This window comes from Burkholderia catarinensis (assembly GCF_001883705.2).
GTDB classification, from domain to species: Bacteria; Pseudomonadota; Gammaproteobacteria; order Burkholderiales; family Burkholderiaceae; genus Burkholderia; species Burkholderia catarinensis.
This window is the reverse complement of record NZ_MDEQ02000009.1, coordinates 150,387-172,335: the sequence shown is the minus strand read 5'-3', so window position 1 is coordinate 172,335 and position 21,949 is coordinate 150,387. Positions and strand designations below refer to the sequence as shown.

The window sequence follows — 21,949 nt, the reverse complement described above, 5'->3', positions numbered from 1 at the left end:
CCGTCGCGATTCGCCCGCGGATCCGGCGGGCGGCGCTGCCGTCGCTGCACCGCGGCGGCATCAGGAATCCGATTTGTCCGCTTCGTCTTCCAGTTGCGCGAGCCGGTTGTAGATCGTCTTCAGGCTGACGTCGAGCACCTCGGCCGCCTGCGCCTTCACGCCGCCGCATTGCGCGATCGTGCCGAGGATCAGCTTGCGGTCGACTTCCTCGAGCGGCGTGCCGAACGGCACGGTGACGCGATCCTCGTGCGAATCGACCATGCTCGACAGTTCGTCCATGATCGGCGGCGGCAGCGTATCGATCACGTCGACGTCGCTGAAGATGCTCGCGCGCTGCACGAAGTTGCGCAGCTCGCGCACGTTGCCGGGCCACGCATAGGTTTTCAGCGCTTCGCGCGCGGCCGGCGCGAAGCGCAGGTTGCGGCCGCTTTCGTCGTTGTAGCGCTGCAGGAACGCGTCGGCCAGCATCGGGATGTCGTCGCCGCGCTCGCGCAGCGCCGGCAGCGGAATCGGGAACACGTTGATCCGGTGGAACAGGTCGGGCCGCAGCTTGCCGTCCGCTATCGCGGCTTCCGGATCGCGATTGGTCGCGGCGACGATGCGCACGTCGACGTCGATCTCGCGCGTCGAGCCGAGCCGCGTGAGGCGCCCCGTCTCCAGCACGCGCAGCAGCTTGACCTGGGATTCGACCGGCATCTCGGTGATCTCGTCGAGAAACAGCGTGCCGCCGTCCGCGCGTTCGAAGAAGCCCTTGTGCTGGCGCTCCGCGCCGGTGAAGCTGCCTCGGTCATGGCCGAACATCTCGCTCTCGACCAGATTCGCGGCGATCGCGCCGCAGTTCACCGCGAGGAACGGGCCGCGGCGGCGCAGGCTCAGGTCGTGCACGGTTTGCGCGGCGAGCTCCTTGCCGGTGCCCGATTCGCCGGTCAGCAGCACCGACGCTTCGGTACGCGCGACGCGGCCGATCGCGTCGTACACGGCCTGCATCGCGGGCGAGCTGCCGAGCATCCGGCCGAAGCGGCCGAGGCGCTGCAGTTCGGAGCGCAGCTCGGCAATCTCTTCGTGCAGCGCGGTCGTGCGCGGCACGCGCGCGAAGATGCTGTTCAGCCGCTGCATGTTCAGCGGCTTCACCAGATAATCGGTCGCGCCGCGCCGCAATGCGTCGATCGCGGTCTCGAGGCTCGCGTGACCGGTGGTCAGGACCATTTCGCAATGCGCGCGCTTGGGCAATGCGTCGAACAGGTCCATCCCGTTGCCGTCCGGCAGCACGAGATCGCACAGCACGAGATCGGGGGTATTCATCGACACGAGCGTGCGCGCTTCTTCGAGCGTCGCGGCCGTATCGCACGCGAGTTGCTGCGTACGCGCAAGCGTGGCGAGCATGGTGCGCGTATCGGCATCGTCTTCGACGATCAGGACGTAAGGCATCGTGGCTCCTGGTGATGCGGCCCCCGCGCAAATATCAGCGAAAATCGCGACGGGCGTGCAATGCGATCCGCGGCGCCGGGCACACGGCAACACGATCCACGCTGCACGCGAACGAGCAGACTGGCTGTCCCGCAATGACAAACGAGTGCTTAGCAGTATAGAAGAGCCGTGTCGCGCATTCGCCGGCCATCGAATAAATCTATCTGCCGGCGCGGCACGCATTGCCAGATTCAATGCCTCGAAATCGGTATAAAAGCTATGCTGGACACGTGAAAAACGACGCATGCCACGTCATTTTTTCGCCCCGTCTCGACGCATTCGGTCAAATCTTCGCCATTCGATATCACGCCATGTCGAAATCCGCCGATGACGGCACGCGGTTATCCGGTCGCTCGCGTACGATCCAGACCCTGTTGATGAAAGTGTCGCGCGTTGCCGCCACGGGCGTCAGCGTATTGATCGTCGGCGAAAGCGGCGCGGGCAAGGACATCGTCGCGCGGCTCCTGCACGACATGAGCCAGCGCCGGCGCGGCCCGTTCGTCCCCGTCAATTGCGGCGCGATCCCGCACGACATCGCGGAATCCCATCTGTTCGGTCATGAGAAAGGCAGCTTCACGGGGGCCGTCGCCCAGCATGTGGGGATGTTCGAAGCCGCGCGCGGCGGCACGCTGTTTCTCGACGAGATCGCCGAGATGCCGGCCGAGTTGCAGGTCAAGCTGCTGCGCACGCTCGAGTCGAACACGATCGTGCGGGTCGGCGGCCACGAGCCGATTCCGCTCGACGTGCGGATCGTCGCGTCCACCCATCACGATCCCGTCGAGGCCGTGCGCAGCGGCCGCCTGCGCGACGACCTGTTCTACCGGATCGCGACGGTCGCGCTGCACGTGCCCGCGCTCAGGCAGCGCGAGGACGACGTCGGCGACATCGCGCTGCAGATCGTCGAGCGCCTGAACGCGCGGCATCGTACGAGGAAGCGGCTGTCGATCCAGGCGATGAAGGCGTTGCGCGCTTACACGTGGCCCGGCAACGTGCGCGAGCTGCGCAATGCGCTCGAGCGCGCGTTCATCCTCTCCGACGAACAGATCGAACTGCAGTTGCCGCGCCGCCAGCCGCCGTGCGAGGAAGTGCGCCACAACGCGATGACCCTGCATATCGGCACGACGCTCGCACATACGCAGCAGCGCTTCATCGTCGCGTCGCTGCGGCACTTCAACGGCGACAAGCCGCGCACCGCGAAGGCGCTCGGCATCAGCCTGAAAACGCTGTACAACCGTCTCGCGCTGTTGCCCGAGCACGAGCGCCATGCCGCCGGCGGCCCCGCCGCACCGAACCCGAACGCGACGGACACCACGAACGCCGGCAACACCGCCCGGCCGACGGGCGCGCCGATCCGCTGAGCGCGCCGCACCCGCCTCCGTCCGGCGATACGGGCGGCGCGCGACAGGTGCGCGTCGCGGCGGCGATCCGCGGCCGCTCGCCCGGCTGGGTCCTATCTGCAACACGATTGCAGTTTTTGCGCGCGGCACGCACGCGAACACGTCGCTACGCACCGCCGGAACCCGGCTCGTCCGGATCCTCCGCTTCGTCGGTGCGGCCCGGCTCGCTCAGCCGCTCGACACGATCCGGCTCGATGTCCGGGTTCAGTGTGCTGTTCATGTCGATCTCCTTGCGTCGCGCGGCGCCCGGTGCGGACCAGTCAGCCGCGGCACGACGCGTCGATTGCGGGCACGGTCGTGCAATCGGCATGCCGCATCGCGCGCCGGCCGGTGCGCGACCTTGCGGCACAGTCGATGCGCACCCATTGCTCAGGCGAATTGAGTTCCCTTATGCTTTCGGGGTGCCAATCCGATTTGTGTCGCCGCTGCCGGCGTGTCCGGCGGCGGGCTCGGGCGGCCTCCGGCCGCTCGCATTTGATTTGCCGCTCCGATGACCAAAGCCACCGATCCCCAGCTGCAGCCGGCGCCGCACGGGCTCCCCGACGCGCGCGACCTGCAGCACCGTTTTGCCGAGTTCCGTTTCCAGACCGTGGTGGAGGCCATCACCGACTACGCGGTCTTCATGCTCGATCCGCACGGCAACGTCGCGACGTGGAACGCGGGCGCGGAGCGCATCAAGGGCTATCGCGCCGCCGAGATCGTGGGCAACCACTTCTCGCGCTTCTATCCGCCCGACGCGATCGCGGCCGGCCGCCCGTCCTACGGGCTCGCCCAGGCGGCCGCGCACGGCCATTTCGAGGACGAGGGCTGGCGCGTGCGCAAGGACGGCTCGCTGTTCTGGGCGAGCGTGACGATCACGGCCGTGCGCGACGACCCCACGCAGGCGCTGCGCGGCTTCATCAAGATCACGCGCGACATGACCGAACGCAAGCGGCTCGAGGAACTCGAAGCATCGACACACCGGCTCAGCGTGTTCATCGCGATGCTCGCGCACGAACTGCGCAATCATCTCGCGCCGCTGCGTCATTCGGTCGGCGTGCTGCAGAGCCTGCCCGATCCTGCGCCCGCGCTCGCGCTGTGCCGCGACGCCGTGCATCGCCAGATCGGGCAACTGACGCGGCTCGTCGACGATCTGCTCGACGTCGGGCGTATCACGGCCGGCAAGCTCGAACTCGACGACCGCCTGGTCACCGTGCGCGACATCGTGTGCCGCGGCGTCGAAAGCATCCAGTCGAAGCTGGCCACCCGCGGGCAGCACATCCGCGTCGATCTGCCGGCCGAATCCGTGGTGCTGCACGGCGACGACGCGCGGCTCGTCCAGGTGCTGCACAACCTGCTCGACAACGCTTCGAAATTCTCGCCGCGCGGCGGACGGATCGATGTCGGTGCGCGCGTCGAAGGGCCCGCCGTCGCGATCCACGTCGCCGATCACGGCGTCGGCATTGCGCCCGGCGCGCTCGAAACGATCTTCGACCTGTTCGAACAGGAAGGCGCGCAGGGCCAGCACCCGTCCGACGGCTTCGGGCTCGGCCTCGCGATTTGCCGGTCGTTCGTCGAATTGCATGGCGGCAGGATTTCAGCCGAAAGCGACGGGCCCGGTGCCGGTTCAACGTTTACGGTGCGGCTGCCGATCGAGCGCATGGAGCGCATCGCGCCCGTCGACCTGCCCGCCCCGGCGGCGCCGGCACGGCCGGCCGCCGCACCGCTGCGCATCGTCGTCGTCGACGACAACCGCGACTCGGCCGACACGCTCGCCGTGCTGCTGCAGGTAAAAGGCCATGCGCCGCGCGTCGCGTACAACGCCGGCGATGCGCTCACGCTCGCCCGCGACTACGCGCCGCAACTGATCATCCTCGACCTGTCGATGCCGGACGCCGACGGCTTCACGGTGCTGCGCGAACTGCGCGCGATCGACGCGCTGGCCACGACGACCTGCGTCGCGCTGTCCGGCCATGCACGCTCGTCCGACCTCGCGCGCAGCGAACGCGAGGGCTTCGACGATCACCTCGTGAAACCTGTCGAGATGGCCGTGCTCGACGCGCTGCTGCAGCGCGTCGTGCGCCGGGTTCAGGGCAAGCCGTGACCGCCCGCGCGCCCGGCGGCGCGCATCGGAAGGTCAGGAAGGCGCCGGCGCGACATTCAATGCGGCAGCCCGAGCGCGGCCTTCAGGCTCGCGACGATCATCTGCATCGCGATCGCCGCGAGAATAACTCGGTTTCGAAACGTGCACGGACATCGGAATTCATCTTCCCTCCAGGTTCGAAGCGTGTCGCCACGCCGTTGTCACGCGGCCGCAATCTGCCGCTCGAGTGCCGCTTCCGCCTTCAGGCTGTCGAGATCGCGGCCGACCGTCGCGACCGCGAGCCGCGTGTTGCCGCGCCAGTACGCGATCGAGCAGTCGTGCGCGCCGAGGTCGCCGTCGATCTCGACGCGATCCCATTGCTCCGCATGCCCGACATAGCGGATCGTCAGGTCGTAATGCTGGCTCCAGAAGAACGGCACCGCGTCGAACGGCCGCTGCTGCCCGAGCATGTTGCGCGCCGCGGCGATGCCCTGCCGCTCGGCGACGACCCAGTGCTCGACGCGAATCCGCTCGCCCGTCAGCGGATCGGGCCAGCGCGCGATATCGCCGGCCGCGTAGATGCCGGGCGCACTCGTCTGCAGGAAGCGGTCGACCGTCACGCCGCGCTCGACGGCCAGCCCCGCGTCCTGCGCGAGCGCGACGTTCGGATGCACGCCGATGCCGACCACCACGATGTCGGCCGGCAGCACGTCGCCGGTCGACAGCGTCACGCTGTCCGGTGCGATCCGCGCGGGCGTCGCGCCGAGATGGAACACGACGCCGTGCGATTCGTGCAGCGCCTTGAGCGTGTCGCCGAGCGCATCGCCGAGCACGTGCGCCATCGGATGCGCATCGGGCGCGACGACATGCACGTCGAGCCCGCGCGTGCGCAACGCGGCGGCCGCTTCGAGCCCGATGAAGCTCGCGCCGACCACGACGCAGCGGCGTGCCGTTTTCAGCTTGCCGATCAGCGCGTCGCAATCGGCGCGCGAGCGCAGCACGCACACGTGCGGCAGCTCCGCACCGGGCACGCTCAGCCGGTTCGGCTCGGCGCCCGTCGCGAGCAGCAGCGCACCGTATCCGACGCGGCTGCCGTCGGCCAGTTCGACCTCATGCTGCGCGGGATCGATCCGCGTGACCTGCGTGCCGCACCGCACGTCGATGCGATGGTCCGCATAGAACGACGGCGCGCGCAGCGGCAGCCAGTCGGCTTCGGCCGTGCCGGCGAGATAGTCCTTCGACAGGTTCGGCCGGTCGTACGGCGGATCGCGATCGGCGCTCAGCAGCGTGACGGAATGCGGATAGCCTTCCTGCCGCAGCGTCACGGCCGCCGCGATCGCGGCGGCGCCGCCGCCGACGATCACGACCGATGCGGGCAGTCCGGCCGCCTTCGGCGCAGGCGGTGCGGCGGCCGGCCGCGCATCGAGCACGACGGCGCGGCCGTCGCGGCGTTCGACGCGCCAGCACGGCAGAGCGTCGAGCGCCGGCGCGCGCAGCATTTCGCCCGTGCGCAGGCAGAACGCCGCGTGGTGCCACGGGCAGCGGAGCGTGTCGCCGACCAGCAGGCCGTCGGCCAGTGGCGCGCCGTAGTGCGGGCATTGCGCGCCCACGGCAAACAGTTCGTCGGCGCGGCGCACGAGCAGCACCGCCGCGTCGCCGACATGGCCTTCGATCATCGCGCCGTCGGCGATGTCGTCGAGCGCGATGCCTTGCGCGAGATCGGGGCGTGAAGACGAGGAGTCGCTTCCGGACATGACGTCGCTCCCGCAGAGTCAGGTAAGGCTCCCATTATCGGCGTCCCTCATGAAAAGAACAGGTACAGACGCCCCCGCAGCGCACGCAAACACCGACTGTAGCTTGTACGCGATCCATGACCGGCGTAGAACGTCATCGACGTTGCGGCGCAGCACGCAGGCCGCCTGTGACGGGTACCACGCGTCCTGCGCAATCCGCGTGCCGCCTTCACCGTGTTACCCAGAGTCCTACCCGATGGCCACCGTCCTGTGCGTGCTGTACCCCGATCCCGTCGACGGCTATCCGCCGCGCTACGTGCGCGACGCGATTCTGGTCATTACGCGCTACGCGGACGGACAAACCGCGCCGACGCCGGCACTGACAAAACAGGATGGTCGGATTCGCGCCGCCCAATAGGGCCTCGAGTCGCGGGTAATACCCAACCAGCCGCCCAAGGCGGCGCAGCACGTCGCTTACCCGCATGCCGCCCTCCCGAGCGCGCCGCGCCTCTTGCAATTCCGTATCCATATGGATACAATGACGCTATGAACACGCTGATCCGATCTGATGAATTCAACCTTTGGCTCAATGACTTGCGCGACAAGATGGCCAAGGCCCGCATCGCGGCTCGACTCATCAGCGCCCAGCATGGAAATTTCGGCGAGTACCGTGTTCTTGACGAAGGTGTCTGCGAAATGAAAATCGACGTAGGCCCCGGCTACCGCGTCTACTACGTGCGCCAAGGTTCCGTCGTCTACTTCCTGCTGACTGGCGGGGACAAGTCCACCCAGCGGAAAGACATCAAGCGCGCCGTCGCTATGGCGCGCGAACTCAAGGAGTAACCTATGACCACCTTTGCACCGTTCGACGCCGCCGACTATCTCGATAGCGACGAAACCATCGCGGCATTCCTCGCGGCCGCTGCTGACGATCCCAATCCCGCCGTTTTCCTGTCTGCGGTTGGCGCGGTCGCGCGCGCGCGCGGCATGGCCAAGATTGCCGAAGAAGCGGGGCTTGGGCGGGAAAGCCTGTACAAAGCACTCAGCCCCGGCGCGCACCCGCGTTACGAAACCATTCAGAAAGTTATTCATGCGCTCGGTGTTCGTATGACGTTCACACCAGCCGCGTAACTCGTCATGACACCGACCATCACCGAATCGAGCGGCAACGTGTTTGCCGATCTCGGCTTCTCCGAAGAAGAAGCAACCCTGCTGCGACTGCACGCCGAACTCATGGCGTCGCTGCGTCAGGCAATCGAAGCGCGCGGATGGACGCAAGCGCACGCCGCCGATGTGTTCGGCATCGGTCAACCGCGCGTGTCCGACCTCATGCGCGGTAAGTGGGAAAAATTCAGTCTCGACATGCTCATCACGCTCGCGGTGCGCGTCGGGCTGCACCCCCGCGTCGAACTGGCGCACGCCTAACGCAATACGGCACAACGTCACGTCGCGCCCTCGATGGTCATTTGCCGGCTGTCGCCAGCCTGGACAGCCGGCGCCGGACCGTCGATTCCCATCACCTGCCGCAACGCGTCCGCTCGCTCGCCGGCTGCGTTTTCCGGTTCCGCGCGTATCTCCGCCTTCGAACGCATCCGGGCCGCGCCGCTGTTCATCACTGCGCGTTGGACGCGCGATCGAGCATGACCGAACTTACCGACCGCCGCTTCGTCCGGTTCGTGAACCTTCGCCCTCTGCTCGGCCGGCGACACCTTCGCCAGTGCACGTGCGTGCGTAACGAGAATGTCGTCGCTGACCACCACCTTCTGTCGCCTCGCAGCAGTCGAGAAGCGCGAGCGTTGAACGCGCGGTCGCAACGTTGCAGCCGAAAATAACTGCAATGTCGTCTTCGCTGCGCCCCATGGTGAACAGACTCAAACGCGACGGCGCGGCCCCACGCAATCGCGCGGCAGCCGTTCGCCGGGTGCTGCGCCGGCGCACGTCATCGTGTATTTCCGATGGCAGCCAGCCGGCGATGACGCGGGGCGCCGTCATGCGCGGGCCCGCGTGCGCTCAGGCGTCGTCGACGTTGTCCGCGTAGTGGTCAATCGCGACCTTGCACTCGTCGAACACCACCGTCAGCAGCGCGATGTCGTTCGACTCGACCCACTTCCTGATCTGCAGGAAATAGCCGGTGCCGAGATCGGCGATGCGGGCCGAATCGGCGGTCGTCACGTCGACGGTCGCGAGCGCGCGGTTGCCGGGCAGCGGCGACAGCGTCGCCGCGATGTCGAAGCGCCGGTACGATTGATCGATGCGCATGCCGTACTCCCGAAATGGTTCGAAAATGACTTCAGTCGAGCGTCTGGCGAAAGACCTTGCCGCCGAATCCCGTCACGACGTTGTCGACCGAGAACGGCGTGGCTTCCTTCGCCTCGAGAATGATCGCGACGCTGCCGGGCACGAGCCGCGCCGCGACCGTCTCGACGAACGTGCCGTCGAGCAGCGCATTGCCGGCCGCTTCGGCAAGCAGGCCGGCGCCCGCGCCGGCCGCCATGCCGGTGACCACGCCAAGCGGCCCGGCGAGCATGCCGAGCAATCCGCCCGCGATCGCGCCGATCACGCCGCCCTTGAACGGCCGCGACTCGGCGCCGAGCACCGCGAGCTTGCCGGCCGCGTCCTTTTCGACGACGACGCCGTTTTCGATGTGGAATCCTTCATTCTTCTCCGACAGCGCCTCGAAATCGTTCACGGCCTGGCGGGCCGTGTCGACGCTGCCGAACACGGCGACGATCAGTTGCTGGGTCATGCGATACCTCTCCCGGTTGAATGGACATGCGCGGCCGCCGCACACCGTGCGGCGCGACGGCAACCCGGCGTTCGATTCAGATGCCTGTTGCCGCGACACGGGCGCGGGCCGCGTCGGCATACGCGTGCGCGGCCGCCTGCTGCATCGCGCCGACGGATGGTGCAGGTGCGCGCGCCGCAACGGCGTCACGCGCGTCGCGCGCCAGCCGGTACGCGTGCGCCGACGCTTGCTGCAATTCGATCGCGTGCTTCGTTTCGACGGCATGCGTGCTCATGCGAAACCTCCCTGCAAGGACATGGCGGACGCAAGCGGCATGCCGTTTGCCCGTTACCTGCGCACATGCGCATCCTCCTCGACATCGTCGACGTCAGCCGGAAAGCGATGCTGACCGAAGCTCAGGATCAGCACGCCCACCGCGAGCAGCACGATCCCCAACGTCGTCATCAGCATCCGCTCGGGGCTGTCGGTCGCGCCGCGCAGAATCAGGTCGCGCGCGAGCGACGTCATCGCAATGAACAGCGGAAACCGCACGGGCAGCCGGCCGAGCCGCAGATAGCGCACGTTCATCGCGAGCACTTCCAGATACAGGAACATGAGCAGCAGGTCGGTCAGCGACACCTCGCCCGCGAGCACGACCTTCCACGCTTCCTGCGTCATCGCGAACGCCGTCGCGAGCCCGATCACGACCAGCCCGGCCAGCTCGGCCGCGTGAAGGAAATGACCGAAACGGCGACGGATGCGCTCGGCCGGCGAACGGTAAACGGTGGACGTAGTATTCAAGGCGACAGTCGGTGTGACGATGCGTAAGCGGCGCCGGGCGGCGGGAAATCGGTGCAATGCGCGCCGCGATACACGGCGTCATGCGCGGTATCGGGTGCATCCGGCGGCGGCGCACCTGCCGCGCCGATCGCCCGTTCGACCGCGGACAGCGTCCGGCGGCAGCACACGTGGAACGTGGCGCCCGCTTCGGTGCATGCCACGTCATCGTGCTCGCGGCACAGCAGCAGGCGGCAGCCGAGATACCGTTCGAGACGGTCGATCTGCTCGCTCACCTGCGCGTCGCCGAGCTTCAGTTCGGCCGCCGCGCCGGCCAGGCCGCCATGCTCGACCACCGCGACAAAAACACGCATCGCTTCCAGCAGGTTCATGATGACGCTCCTCGTCGGCGGCGCAGCGGAACCTAATCTACTGCACGCGGCACGCGCGCTCAAGAGCACAGCGCCGCGCACGCCAGGAGTACAGCTGCGCGGGCGCCGCACAAAATCCGGCCCCGTTTGACGCATTCGAATCACAGATTGGCGATACGTGTTCCAATGGCCCGTCGAAGCTGCTAGATTGCATGCTCGACGACGTTACGCGGTGCGGGCAGGTCATGCGCCGGGCGGCCGGCCGACGCCGCTGCGGCCCGTTGCGCGATGCCCGTGCAACGTCCTTCATCCGCATGTCACAAAGAGAACAGTCGCATGACACAGTCCAACCGTTCGCCTTCGCGCGCCGCGGCAGCCGCGGCCCGTCCGCCCCGACATGACTGACCGGCAGGCCGCGATGCAGACAACCCCTCCCCCGCTTTCCCAGGCCGTTCACAGCCCGATCACGCGCAGCGCGATCTTCCTCGTGGCGACGATCCAGCCCGGCGCCGATCACGCCGACACGATCCGTTCATGGTGCGGCGACATCGCCGCGCTCGTGCGCTCGGTCGGCAAGCGCGTGCCGGGCGGCAACCTCACCTGCGTGTGCGGCTTCGGCGCCGACGCATGGGATGCGCTGTTCGGCAACCCGCGCCCCGCGTCGCTGCATCCGTTCCGCGAATTCGGCGCCGGGCAGCGCGTCGCGGTCGCGACGCCGGGCGACATCCTGCTGCACATCCGCGCCGATGCGATGGACCTGTGCTTCGAACTCGCGACGCAACTGCTCGGCGCGCTCGGCGACGCCGTCACGGTCGTCGACGAGGTGCACGGCTTCCGCAATTTCGACCAGCGCGCGATGATCGGCTTCGTCGACGGCACCGAGAACCCGGAAGGCCGCGACGCGGTCGACTTCACGGTGATCGGCGACGAAGATGCGGAATTCACGGGCGGCAGCTACGTGATCGTGCAGAAGTACCTGCACGACATGGCCGGCTGGAACGCGCTCGCGGTCGAGACGCAGGAGCGCATCATCGGCCGCACCAAGCTGGCCGACATCGAGCTCGCGCCGGACGTGAAGCCGTCGTGCTCGCACAGCTCGCTGACCACGCTCGACGAGAACGGCCGGGAAGTGAAGATCCTGCGCGACAACATGCCGTTCGGGCGCCCGGGCTCCGGCGAATTCGGCACCTATTTCATCGGCTATGCGCGCTCGCCGGCGCCGATCGAGCAGATGCTCGAGAACATGTTCGTCGGCCGCCCGCCCGGCAACTACGACCGCCTTCTCGACTACAGCCGCGCAGTCACCGGCTCGCTGTTCTTCGTGCCGTCGGCCGACCTGCTCGAAGCGCTCGCCGATCGCGCGGCGCCGGCCGCCGACGCCGCGCAGCCGCAATCCTCGCCGTCCACGCCGTCCGCACTGCATCGCGACGGCTCGCTGAACATCGGCTCCCTGAAAGGAACTCCGACCTATGAATAACCTGCACCGCGAACTCGCCCCGATCTCGTCTTCCGCGTGGGAACAAATCGAGGAGGAAGTGGCGCGCACCTTCAAGCGATCGGTGGCCGGCCGCCGCGTCGTCGACGTCGACGGCCCCGAAGGCCCCGAACTGTCGGCCGTCGGCACCGGGCACCTGCAGGAAGTCACCGCGCCGCGCGAGCAAGTGAGCGCGCGGCTGCGCGAAGTCCGCCAGATCGTCGAACTGACGGTGCCGTTCGAGCTGAGCCGCGATGCGATCGACAGCGTCGAGCGCGGCGCGCGCGACGCCGACTGGCAACCGGCGAAGGACGCCGCGCAGCGGCTCGCGTTCGCCGAAGACAACGCGATTTTCGACGGCTACCCGGCCGCGGGCATCCTCGGCATCCGCGAAGGCACGTCGAACCGCAAGCTCACGCTGCCGGCGGACGTCAGCGCGTATCCGGACGCGATCAGCGACGCACTCGAGGCGCTGCGCCTCGCCGGCGTCGACGGCCCGTACTCGGTGGTGCTCGGCTCCGACGCGTACACGGCGCTCAGCGAGGCGCGCGACCAGGGCTATCCGGTCCTCGGCCACATCAAGCGGATCGTCAGCGGCGAGATCATCTGGGCGCCGGCGATCAGCGGCGGCTGCGTGCTGTCCACGCGCGGCGGCGATTACGAACTGCATCTCGGGGAAGACGTCTCGATCGGCTATACGGGCCATACCGACAAGGCCGTCCGCCTGTACCTGCGCGAAACGTTCACGTTCCTGATGCTGACGAGCGAAGCATCGGTGGCCGTGACGCCGCAGGCCGGCACGGCGGCCTGATCGCGGTTGCCCGCGCGCGATGCCTGGCGGGCGTCGCGCGCGACCGGCCGCGCTGCCGGCCGCATGTTCGTCGCCGATCGAACCCATTCTGCATGGAGTGTGTGATGAGCGAATCGAATGAGGCACTGCAGGCGCTGCAAGCGTCGGTCGACACCCTGAAGAAGACGGTCGACGCCAACGCGGGCAGCCAGGCCGGCGACACCGCCGTGCTGTTCACCGTCGTGTCGCTGATGCTGGCGGAGTTGCCGCCCGACACGCGCAACCTGATCGAGGATTCGTTCACGGTCTGGGCCAATGGTCTGCCGAATGCGGCACTGTCAACCGATGTGAAGCAGATTGCCCGGCAGCGGCTCGCGATGAAACTCTCCGACTGATTCCGGTTCGCCACGGGGGCGCCCTGTCCGGCCCATACCGTGCAACCCGCGCTTTCCTTCGGCCGCGCGGCGCGTATCTGCGGTGCGCGCGTGACCGGGCGTAACCGTTGCGCGCACGCTCGCACTGCGGCGCTTGCGCCGCGCTGGTCCCCCCGCATCGCCGTCCGTTTGCCGCCAACCGGCGCCCTGCGCGCCGATGTCGCACCGCGCTTCGTTCGCGCGCCGCCGCTCCCCGCTGCCATTCACCGCACGCGGCGCTCGCCGCGCACGCCCGCGCCGCCGCGTGCGCGCCCGTCTGTACTCCTTGCCGCCCGTGCGCGCCCGCATATGAGGGTGCAATTTGCGACCGGGCCGGCATGGAACTGTGTCTTGGATGACCGCCGCCGATTCGCTATTTTGAACGCAGTCGAAGCAATGCCGTGGGCTCCTCGCAGCACGCGCGCTTCCCGCCCCGACCACGGCCGTGCGCCACGCCGGCGCGCGCGGCGCGACAGCACGGGTGCGGCACGCGCGCCGCCGCGCGTCGTGCGCCGTGCGCCGTGTGTTCGCGGTCGGGACGCGCAAGCGACGCACCGCATCGCGACTTCACCCTTCGACCCACCTTCACAGACAGGAGCCAGACCACCATGCCCGCACTTTGCGATATCTGCCACGCCCGGCCGGCCGTCGCGCGCGCAACCGTGATGCAGGACGGCGAGCGCAAGACGATCTCGATCTGCGATTACCACTTCCGCCAGCTGATGCGGCACCAGAGCATGCTGAACCCGTTCGATTCGCTGCTCGGCGGCGGCGGCTCGTCGTCGCTGTTCGGCGAGCTCGGCGACGAATCGCCGCTCGCCGCCGAGATTCCGCGCGAATCGGTCGACCCGACCGACGCGTTCAGCGAACAGACGCTGGAACTGCTGCAGCGCGCGGCCGAGAAGGCGCACGAGCTGCGCCGCAGCGAGCTCGACTCCGAACACCTGCTCTACGCGCTCGCGGACACCGACGTGTGCGCCGCGCTGCTGAAGGAACTGAAGCTGTCGCCGCAGGACATCAAGTCGTACATCGACGAGCATGCGCACACCGGCACGGCCGCTCCCGATGCGCCGCTCGACAAGCTGTCGATCTCGCCGCGCGTGAAGAAGGCCGTGCAATACGCGTTCCAGGCGTCGCGCGATCTCGGTCACTCGTATATCGGCCCGGAACACTTGCTGATCGGGCTCGCGTCGGTGCCGGACAGCATCGCCGGCACGCTGCTGAAGAAATACGGCGTGACGCCCGAGGCGCTGCGCCAGAAGGTCGTGAAGGTGGTCGGCAAGGGCGCCGAGGACGGCCGCGTCGATGCGCCGACCGGCACGCCGAACCTCGACAACTTCGGCCGCGACCTCACCGCGATCGCGCGCCAGGGCAAGCTCGACCCGGTGCTCGGCCGCGCGCAGGAAATCGAGAGCACGATCGAGGTGCTCGCGCGCCGCAAGAAGAACAACCCGGTGCTGATCGGCGAGCCGGGCGTCGGCAAGACCGCGATCGTCGAAGGGCTCGCGCAGCGGATCGTCAACGGCGATGTGCCTGAAGTGCTGCGCGGCAAGCGGCTCGTCGAAGTCAACATCAACTCGATGGTGGCCGGCGCGAAGTATCGCGGCGAATTCGAGGAGCGCGCGAAGCAACTGATCGACGAAGTGACCGCGAAGCAGGATGAACTGATCCTGTTCATCGACGAGCTGCACACGATCGTCGGCGCGGGCCAGGGCGGCGGCGAAGGCGGCCTCGACATCGCGAACGTGCTGAAGCCCGCGCTCGCGCGCGGCGAGCTGAGCCTGATCGGCGCGACGACGCTCAACGAATACCAGAAGTACATCGAGAAGGACGCGGCGCTCGAACGGCGCTTCCAGCCCGTGTTCGTGCCGGAGCCGAGCGTCGAGCAGACGATCGTGATCCTGCGCGGGCTGCGCGACAGCCTCGAGGCGCATCACCAGGTGACGTTCGCCGACGACGCGTTCGTCGCGGCCGCCGAGTTCGCCGACCGCTACATCACGTCGCGCTTCCTGCCGGACAAGGCGATCGACCTGATCGACCAGGCCGCCGCGCGCGTGCGGATCGGCGCGACGTCGCGCCCGGTCGCCATCCAGGAAGGCGAAGCGCAGATCGCGCAACTGAAGCGCGAGCAGGACTACGCGACGTCGCGCAAGCGCTTCGACGAAGCGAAGCAGTTCGAGGAGCAGATCAACGCGAAGCAGAAGACGGTCGACGAGATGATGGAGGCGTGGCAGCGCAAGACGGGCTCCGAAACGCTCGAGGTGACCGTCGAAGCGGTGGCCGAGGTCGTGTCGCGGCTGACCGGCATCCCCGTGTCCGAACTCACGCAGGAAGAACGCCAGAAGCTGCTGAAGATGGAGGAGCAACTGCGCGAGCGCGTGATCGGCCAGAGCGACGCGGTGGTGGCCGTCAGCGATGCGGTGCGGCTGTCGCGCGCGGGGCTCGGCCAGACGCACCGGCCGATCGCGACGTTCCTGTTCCTCGGGCCGACGGGCGTCGGCAAGACCGAGCTCGCGAAGGCGCTGGCCGAGACCGTGTTCGGCGACGAGCAGGCGATCATCCGTATCGACATGTCCGAGTACATGGAGCGGCACGCGGTCGCGCGGCTGATCGGCGCGCCGCCCGGCTACGTCGGCTACGAAGAAGGCGGCCAGCTCACCGAGCGCGTGCGGCGCCGCCCGTACAGCGTGATCCTGCTCGACGAGATCGAGAAGGCGCATCCGGACGTCTACAACGTGCTGCTGCAGGTGTTCGACGACGGCCGCCTGACCGACGGCAAGGGCCGCGTGGTCGACTTCAGCAACACGATCATCATCGCGACGAGCAACCTCGGCGCCGCGATCATCATGAACAACCTCACTCAACCGGAAGCCGCGCGCAAGACTGACAAGGCGATCCGCGAGGAACTGATGCAGGTGCTGAAGGGTCATTTCCGCCCCGAGTTCCTGAACCGGATCGACGAGGTGATCGTGTTCCACGCGCTGTCGAAGGAGAACATCCGCTCGATCGTGCAGATCCAGCTCGACCGCGTGGTGCGCACGGCCGCCGCCCAGGACATCGCGCTCGTGATGGGCGACTCGCTCGTCGAGCACCTGACCGAAGCCGGCTACCAGCCGGAATTCGGCGCGCGCGAGCTGAAGCGCCAGATCCGCCAGATCATCGAGACCCGGCTCGCGAAGGAGATTCTTGCCGACCGGCTGAAGTCGGGCGACCGGTGCGAGATCGACTACGACAAGGACAGCGACGAAGTGAAGTTCAACAAGCTCGCCGCGCCTGAAGCGAAGGACGTGAAAGACTCGAAGGACGCGAAGCAGGACGCCGACGGCAAGGCCAAACCGAACGGCAAGGCGGCCAAGGCAAGCGCCGACGCGAAGGCCGGCGATGCGCCCGCCGACGCGCCGCCGCCCACCGCGAAGCCGTCCGGCAAGAAATCGTCCGGCGCGAAAAAGGACGCGCACTGACACCCGCCTGCCCTGCAGCCCGGGGCACGCATGACCGGCTCCGTCACCTCGGACGGAGCCGTCCCACGCCGCGACATGGCGCAACCGAGCCGCCCGCATCGGGCCCGGCTCATGGAGATTCAAATGACAAATCGACGCGAAGTGCCAGGCATCAGGAAGTACGATGGGCCCGCCGGCGGTTGGGGCGCGCTTCGCGCGACAGCCGATGCGGTGCGCACGCAGATGGAAACCATCGAGGCGCCGATCGTGCTGATGCGGACCAACCAGCCCGACGGCTTCGACTGCCCCGGCTGCGCGTGGCCCGACAAGGAACACAAGTCGACGTTCCAGTTCTGCGAGAACGGCGCGAAGGCCGTCACGTGGGAAGCGACGACCAAGCGCGTGACGCCCGAATTCTTCGCGGCGAACACCGTGTCGTCGCTGCTGCGCATGTCGGACTACGAACTGGAGGACATGGGCCGGCTCACGCATCCGCTCGTCTACGATCGCGCGACCGACACGTTCCGCGCGATCGAATGGGACGACGCGTTCGCGCGCATCGGCGAAGTGCTGCGCGCGCTGCCGCCCGAGCAGGTCGAGTTCTATACGTCGGGCCGCGCGTCGAACGAAGCCGCGTACCTGTACCAGCTGTTCGCGCGCGAGCTCGGCACCAACAACTTCCCCGATTGCTCGAACATGTGCCACGAGCCGACCAGCGTCGGCCTGCCGCAGTCGATCGGCATCGGCAAGGGCACCGTGTCGCTGGAGGATTTCGACCACTGCGAGCTGATCATCTCGATCGGCCACAACCCCGGCACGAACCACCCGCGGATGATGGGCACGCTGCACGAGTGCGCGCGCCGCAACGTGCCGATCATCGTGTTCAACCCGCTGCGCGAGCGCGCGCTCGAACGCTTCGCGGATCCGCAGGACATGATCGAGATGGCGTCGTTCGGCTCCACGCGGATCGCATCGACGTACTACCAGGTCGACGCGGGCGGCGACGCGGCCGCGCTGAAGGGCATCATGAAGGCGCTGCTGCAGCTCGAAGCCGAGCGCGGCGACGTGCTCGACCGCGACTTCATCGCGCAGCATACCGACGGCTTCGACGCATTCTCGGCCGACCTGCAGGCCACGTCGTGGGACGACATCGAGCGCGCGAGCGGCCTCAGCCAAGAACAGCTCGAACAGGTCGCGCTCGCATACGCGAAGTCGAACGCGACGATCATCACGTACGGGATGGGCGTCACGCAGCACAACAAGGGCACCGCAACCGTGCGCCTGATCGCCGACCTGCTGCTGATGCGCGGCAACATCGGCAAGCCCGGCGCCGGCGTGTGCCCGCTGCGCGGCCATTCGAACGTGCAGGGCAACCGCACGGTCGGCATCACCGAGAAGCCGTCGGCCGAGTTCCTGAAGAAGATCGAGGACGTGTGCGGGTTCACGCCGCCCGCGCATCACGGGCACGACGCCGTGCAGGCGATGCAGGCGATGATCGACGGCAGCGCGAAGGCGCTGCTGTGCCTCGGCGGCAACTTCGCGGTCGCGCTGCCCGATCCCGAGCAGTCGTTCCCGGCGATGGCGAAGCTCGACCTGAGCGTGCATCTCGGCACGAAGCTGAACCGCTCGCACCTGCTGGTCGGCAAGGAAACCTTCATCCTGCCCGTGCTCGGCCGCACCGAGCTCGACATGCAGGCCACCGGCCGCCAGTCGATCACCGTCGAGGATTCGATGTCGATGGTCCACGCGTCGGCCGGCAAGCTCAAGCCGGCCTCCGACCAGTTGCGCTCGGAGCCCGCGATCGTCGCGGGGATCGCGCATGCGACGCTGCCGGACAGCAAGGTCGCGTGGCTCGACCTGATCGCCGACTACGACCGCATCCGCGACCTGATCGACCGCACGGTGTCCGGCTTCGAGTCGTTCAACGAGCGCATCCGCACGCCGGGCGGCTTCCGCCTGCCGCTGCCGCCCACCGAGCGCGTGTGGCCCACGGCGACCGGCAAGGCGATGTTCTCGGTGTACAAGGGCGTGGCGGAAGACGCGGAGGTGCTCGGCGGCGAACAGGTGCTGCGGCTGATCACGCTGCGCAGCCACGACCAGTACAACACGACGATCTACGGGCTCGACGACCGCTATCGCGGCGTGTTCGGGCGGCGCGACGTGCTGTTCATGAACACCGCGGACCTCGCGAAGTACGGGCTCGAACACGGCGACCTCGTCGACATCGAGACGATCACCGCATCGGGCCGCACGCTGCGTCTCGAGAAGATCACCGCGATCGAGTACGACATCGCGCCGGGGTCGGTCGGCGCATACTACCCGGAAGCGAACGTGCTCGTGCCGCTCGACTACATCGACAAGGAAAGCGGCACGCCGTCGTACAAGTCGGTGCCGGTGCGCGTCGCGCGCTCGGCGGTCGTTTGAGGTGCGGGCAGGCTCGCGGCGGGTAACCAAGCGCGAGCCTGCCCGATCCCTTCTACCAGCCGCCGCCGTATCGCGACCGACGCGGCGGCCCTCATCCCTGCCTTCCTTTCCCGTCGTTACCGCGCCGCCGTCGGCGGCAGGGCCGCGCCCGCCTGCCGGCGCCGGTACGCGCTGTCGCGCGTCGCGAGCCAGTAGTACAGCGGCGACGTCAGCACCAGCCCCACCACCCACGACAGATCCGCGCCGCCGAGATGCGCGGGAATCGGGCCCGCATACATCGGCGTGTTCATGAACGGAATCTGCACGAGGATGCCGATCGCATACGCAAGCAGCGCCTGCGGATTGAAGCGGCCGTAGATCCCGCCGTTCGCCATGAAGATCGACTTGATGTCGTACTTGCCCTTGTGGATCACGTAGAAGTCGATCAGGTTGATCGCCGTCCACGGCACCAGCACGACGAGCAGCGCGAGCACGAGATCGACGAGGTTGCCGACGAAGTTCGTCGACGCGCCGATCGCCGCGTAGCAGCACGCGACGAAGATCACGACCGACACCACCGCACGCGCCTTTGCAGTCGGAATCCACCGGTACGCGAACGTCTGCACCGACGTGATCACCGCGAGCACCGCGCCGTACAGGTTCAGCGCGTTGTGGCTGATCACGCTCAGCAGGAACAGCATGAGCATCAGCGGGCCGAGCGGGCCCGTCGCCTGCTTGACCGCATCCATCGTATCCGCGCCGGCCGGCACCGCGAGCACCGCGACCGCGCCGAAGATGAACGCGAGCGTCGAGCCGATCGTGCAGCCCAGATAGGTCGCCCAGAACGTCGACGCGACGCCGACATCTTCCGGCAGATAGCGCGAATAGTCCGACACGTACGGCGCGAACGCGATCTGCCACAACGCCGACAGCGATACCGTCGCGAGCCAGCCCGCGAAGTCGAAGCCGCCGCGCGTCAGGAAATCGCCGGTCGTCACGTGCGTGAGGATCATCCAGAAGCCGACGAGGATGCCGATGCCGAGCACCCACGTGCCGATCCGGTTCAGGATGTGGATGAACCGGTAGCCGACGATGCCGATCAGCCCCGAGCCTACCGCGCCGATCACGATGCCGACGGGCACCGGCACCGACGACGCGATGCCGTGCACCGACTTGCCGGCAAGCACGATGTTCGATGCGAAGAAGCCGACGTACATCACGGCCGCGATCACCGTGACGAGCAACGCGCCCCACGAACCGAACTGCGCGCGGCTCTGGATCATCTGCGGGATGCCCATCTGCGGCCCCTGCGCCGAATGCAGCGCCATCAGCACGCCGCCGACCGCCTGGCCGACGACGATCGCGACGATCCCCCACATCAGGTTCAGGTGGAACATCTGCACGCCGAGCGCGCCGGTCACGATCGGCAGCGGCGCGATGTTGCCGCCGAACCAGAGCGTGAACAGGTCGCGCACCTTGCCGTGGCGCTCCGCGGGCGGCACATAGCCGATCGTGTGCTTCTCTATCATCGGGGACGCATTGCGGTCCGCGTTTGTCATGGTGATATCTCCTGTCCTGCGCGGCGATGCGCGCTTGCCGTTTTCCGCCGGCGCGCGTCGGGGTGCACGCCGGCAATCGGGCCGGATACGCGAGCGACGACGCACCGCATGCACGCGCGGCGGTTGTCGAACGATGCGGACAATGCGCGCATGCGGGGACGGATGACATGTCCCGCCGGCGCGTGTACGGCCTCGTCGTGATCCAGGCTGGAGACGATGGTGCGTCACGGGCATCGGGACCGGAAAATACTAAAAATATTTCCGGGACATACGAAAAAGCTCTGCAGCGGAAATTATGGCGCCGAAGGTCTTCAGGTAAGGTGCTACGCAAAACCATGGACAGATTGCGCCCCGCGACAGCACGCCCGGGGCGCGTATCAGAGGTGCTTGTGGCTCACTACACTTTGCGGCAACTGAAATACTTCGTGACGACGGTCGAATCCGGCAGCGTCGCCGAGGCATCGCGCCAGCTCTTCATCGCGCAGCCGTCGATCTCCAGCGCGATCAAGGGGCTGGAGGAAAGCTTCGGCGTGAAGCTGTTCATCCGTCATCACGCGCAAGGCGTGTCGCTGACGCCGAGCGGCACGCGCTTCTACCGGAAAGCGCAGGAACTGCTGCGCATCGCGCACGAATTCGAACAGAACGCGCTCGCCGACAACGACGTGATCTCCGGGCAGATCGACATCGGCTGCTTCGAGACGGTCGCGCCGCTCTATCTGCCGCAACTGATCGCGGGTTTTCGCGAGCGCTACCCGGGCGTGAACATCCGGCTGCGCGACGGCGACCAGCAGGAACTCGTGCAGGGCCTGACGGCCGGCGCCTTCGATCTCGCGTTGATGTACGACCACGATCTCGACGGCACGATCGAAACCGAGCCGCTGATGCCGCCGCAGCAGCCGTACGTGCTGCTGCCGGAGAACCACCGGTTCGCGGGCCAGTCGCACGTGTCGCTGCGCGACCTGTGCGTCGAGCCGATGATCCTGCTCGACGTGCAGCCGAGCCGCACGTATTTCGTCAGCCTCTTCCATGAACTCGGGCTCACGCCGAACATCGTGTTCGGTTCGCCGTCGATCGAGATGGTGCGCGGGATGGTCGGCCAGGGGTTCGGCTTCTCGCTGCTCGTCACGCGCCCCCATTCCGAATACACGTACGACGGCCAGCGCGTCGTGACGATCGGCCTCAGCGAAACGGTGAGCCCGTCGGGGCTCGTGAGCGCACGGCTCAAGCGCGGGCAGCTCACGAAGCAGGCGCAGTCGTTCGTCGATTTCTGCCGCGAGCGGCTCGCGCAGATCATCGCGGAAACGGCGCGATAAGGAAGCAGAACACGCACGCGCCGCC

The 21,949-nt window shown here is 67.6% G+C and carries 20 protein-coding genes and 1 pseudogene; 12 read left to right on the top strand and 9 right to left on the bottom strand.

Going from position 1 to position 21,949, the window contains the following annotated elements:
* Positions 1-60: 60 nt before the first annotated feature.
* Complete coding sequence (locus BFF94_RS16720) at positions 61-1,428, bottom strand: sigma-54-dependent transcriptional regulator (RefSeq protein WP_128845667.1); 1,368 nt, start codon at positions 1,426-1,428, stop codon at positions 61-63.
* Positions 1,429-1,778: 350 nt separating this feature from the next.
* Here BFF94_RS16720 and BFF94_RS16715 point away from each other — a divergent pair, with 350 nt between their 5' ends.
* Positions 1,779-2,825, top strand: coding sequence for a sigma-54 interaction domain-containing protein (locus BFF94_RS16715; RefSeq protein ID WP_246637346.1), 1,047 nt, complete (start codon positions 1,779-1,781; stop codon positions 2,823-2,825).
* Between the two features lie 529 nt (positions 2,826-3,354).
* Positions 3,355-4,947 (top strand): PAS domain-containing hybrid sensor histidine kinase/response regulator, encoded by a 1,593-nt coding sequence (locus BFF94_RS16705; RefSeq protein WP_128847910.1) that lies wholly within the window; start codon positions 3,355-3,357, stop codon positions 4,945-4,947.
* Positions 4,948-5,147: 200 nt separating this feature from the next.
* On the opposite strand, the gene BFF94_RS16700 is transcribed toward BFF94_RS16705, so the two are convergent.
* Positions 5,148-6,680 (bottom strand): FAD-dependent oxidoreductase, encoded by a 1,533-nt coding sequence (locus tag BFF94_RS16700; protein ID WP_219139558.1) that lies wholly within the window; start codon positions 6,678-6,680, stop codon positions 5,148-5,150.
* A 235-nt stretch (positions 6,681-6,915) separates the two neighbouring features.
* Here BFF94_RS16700 and BFF94_RS16695 point away from each other — a divergent pair.
* The 4 genes and pseudogenes from BFF94_RS16695 to BFF94_RS16680 form a co-directional block, all read left to right on the top strand.
* Positions 6,916-7,038: pseudogene (locus BFF94_RS16695) on the top strand (NAD-dependent formate dehydrogenase); the annotation flags it as partial.
* Positions 7,039-7,205: 167 nt separating this feature from the next.
* Complete coding sequence (locus tag BFF94_RS16690) at positions 7,206-7,502, top strand: type II toxin-antitoxin system RelE/ParE family toxin (RefSeq protein WP_128845518.1); 297 nt, start codon at positions 7,206-7,208, stop codon at positions 7,500-7,502.
* Positions 7,503-7,505: 3 nt separating this feature from the next.
* Positions 7,506-7,790, top strand: a complete 285-nt coding sequence (locus tag BFF94_RS16685) for an addiction module antidote protein (RefSeq protein ID WP_128845515.1) — start codon at positions 7,506-7,508, stop codon at positions 7,788-7,790.
* A gap of 6 nt (positions 7,791-7,796) precedes the next feature.
* Positions 7,797-8,084, top strand: a complete 288-nt coding sequence (locus BFF94_RS16680) for a helix-turn-helix domain-containing protein (protein WP_128845512.1) — start codon at positions 7,797-7,799, stop codon at positions 8,082-8,084.
* A 17-nt stretch (positions 8,085-8,101) separates the two neighbouring features.
* Here BFF94_RS16680 and BFF94_RS16675 read toward each other — a convergent pair whose 3' ends face one another.
* The 6 genes from BFF94_RS16675 to BFF94_RS16650 form a co-directional block, all read right to left on the bottom strand.
* Entirely contained in the window at positions 8,102-8,419 is a 318-nt protein-coding gene (locus BFF94_RS16675; protein WP_219139557.1) for a hypothetical protein, read from the bottom strand.
* 250 nt (positions 8,420-8,669) lie between these two features.
* Positions 8,670-8,918: a hypothetical protein gene (locus BFF94_RS16670; RefSeq protein WP_128845509.1), complete on the bottom strand. Its 249-nt coding sequence runs from the start codon at positions 8,916-8,918 to the stop codon at positions 8,670-8,672.
* Positions 8,919-8,949: 31 nt separating this feature from the next.
* Positions 8,950-9,405 (bottom strand): DUF1269 domain-containing protein, encoded by a 456-nt coding sequence (locus BFF94_RS16665; protein WP_219139556.1) that lies wholly within the window; start codon positions 9,403-9,405, stop codon positions 8,950-8,952.
* A 76-nt stretch (positions 9,406-9,481) separates the two neighbouring features.
* On the bottom strand, positions 9,482-9,679 hold the full coding sequence (locus tag BFF94_RS16660; RefSeq protein ID WP_219139555.1) for a hypothetical protein: 198 nt from the start codon (positions 9,677-9,679) through the stop codon (positions 9,482-9,484).
* Positions 9,680-9,732: 53 nt separating this feature from the next.
* Positions 9,733-10,185, bottom strand: a complete 453-nt coding sequence (locus tag BFF94_RS16655; RefSeq protein ID WP_128845502.1) for a phosphate-starvation-inducible protein PsiE — start codon at positions 10,183-10,185, stop codon at positions 9,733-9,735.
* Positions 10,182-10,553 (bottom strand): LysR family transcriptional regulator, encoded by a 372-nt coding sequence (locus BFF94_RS16650; RefSeq protein ID WP_219139554.1) that lies wholly within the window; start codon positions 10,551-10,553, stop codon positions 10,182-10,184. The genes BFF94_RS16655 and BFF94_RS16650 overlap by 4 nt, the downstream gene beginning before the upstream one ends.
* Before the next feature lie 376 nt (positions 10,554-10,929).
* Between BFF94_RS16650 and BFF94_RS16645 the strand changes: the two genes are divergently transcribed.
* The 5 genes from BFF94_RS16645 (at position 10,930) to BFF94_RS16625 (ending at position 19,073) form a co-directional block, all read left to right on the top strand.
* A complete protein-coding gene (locus BFF94_RS16645) occupies positions 10,930-12,009 on the top strand; it encodes a Dyp-type peroxidase (RefSeq protein WP_128845500.1) in 1,080 nt (359 codons plus the stop codon).
* Positions 12,002-12,817: a family 1 encapsulin nanocompartment shell protein gene (locus BFF94_RS16640; protein WP_128845498.1), complete on the top strand. Its 816-nt coding sequence runs from the start codon at positions 12,002-12,004 to the stop codon at positions 12,815-12,817. Before BFF94_RS16645 ends, BFF94_RS16640 begins: the two co-directional genes overlap by 8 nt.
* 104 nt (positions 12,818-12,921) lie before the next feature.
* Entirely contained in the window at positions 12,922-13,191 is a 270-nt protein-coding gene (locus tag BFF94_RS16635; protein ID WP_128841722.1) for a hypothetical protein, read from the top strand.
* A 626-nt stretch (positions 13,192-13,817) separates the two neighbouring features.
* Positions 13,818-16,670: an ATP-dependent Clp protease ATP-binding subunit gene (locus tag BFF94_RS16630; RefSeq protein WP_128846838.1), complete on the top strand. Its 2,853-nt coding sequence runs from the start codon at positions 13,818-13,820 to the stop codon at positions 16,668-16,670.
* Between the two features lie 123 nt (positions 16,671-16,793).
* On the top strand, positions 16,794-19,073 hold the full coding sequence (locus BFF94_RS16625; protein WP_128846841.1) for an FdhF/YdeP family oxidoreductase: 2,280 nt from the start codon (positions 16,794-16,796) through the stop codon (positions 19,071-19,073).
* Positions 19,074-19,189: 116 nt separating this feature from the next.
* Here the strand turns inward: BFF94_RS16625 and BFF94_RS16620 are convergent, their stop codons facing one another.
* Positions 19,190-20,611: a purine-cytosine permease family protein gene (locus BFF94_RS16620; RefSeq protein WP_128846844.1), complete on the bottom strand. Its 1,422-nt coding sequence runs from the start codon at positions 20,609-20,611 to the stop codon at positions 19,190-19,192.
* A 389-nt stretch (positions 20,612-21,000) separates the two neighbouring features.
* Between BFF94_RS16620 and BFF94_RS16615 the strand changes: the two genes are divergently transcribed.
* Positions 21,001-21,924 carry a LysR substrate-binding domain-containing protein gene (locus BFF94_RS16615; protein WP_128846846.1) on the top strand — a complete coding sequence of 308 codons (924 nt, stop codon included), beginning with the start codon at positions 21,001-21,003 and terminating at the stop codon, positions 21,922-21,924.
* Positions 21,925-21,949 lie beyond the last annotated feature (25 nt).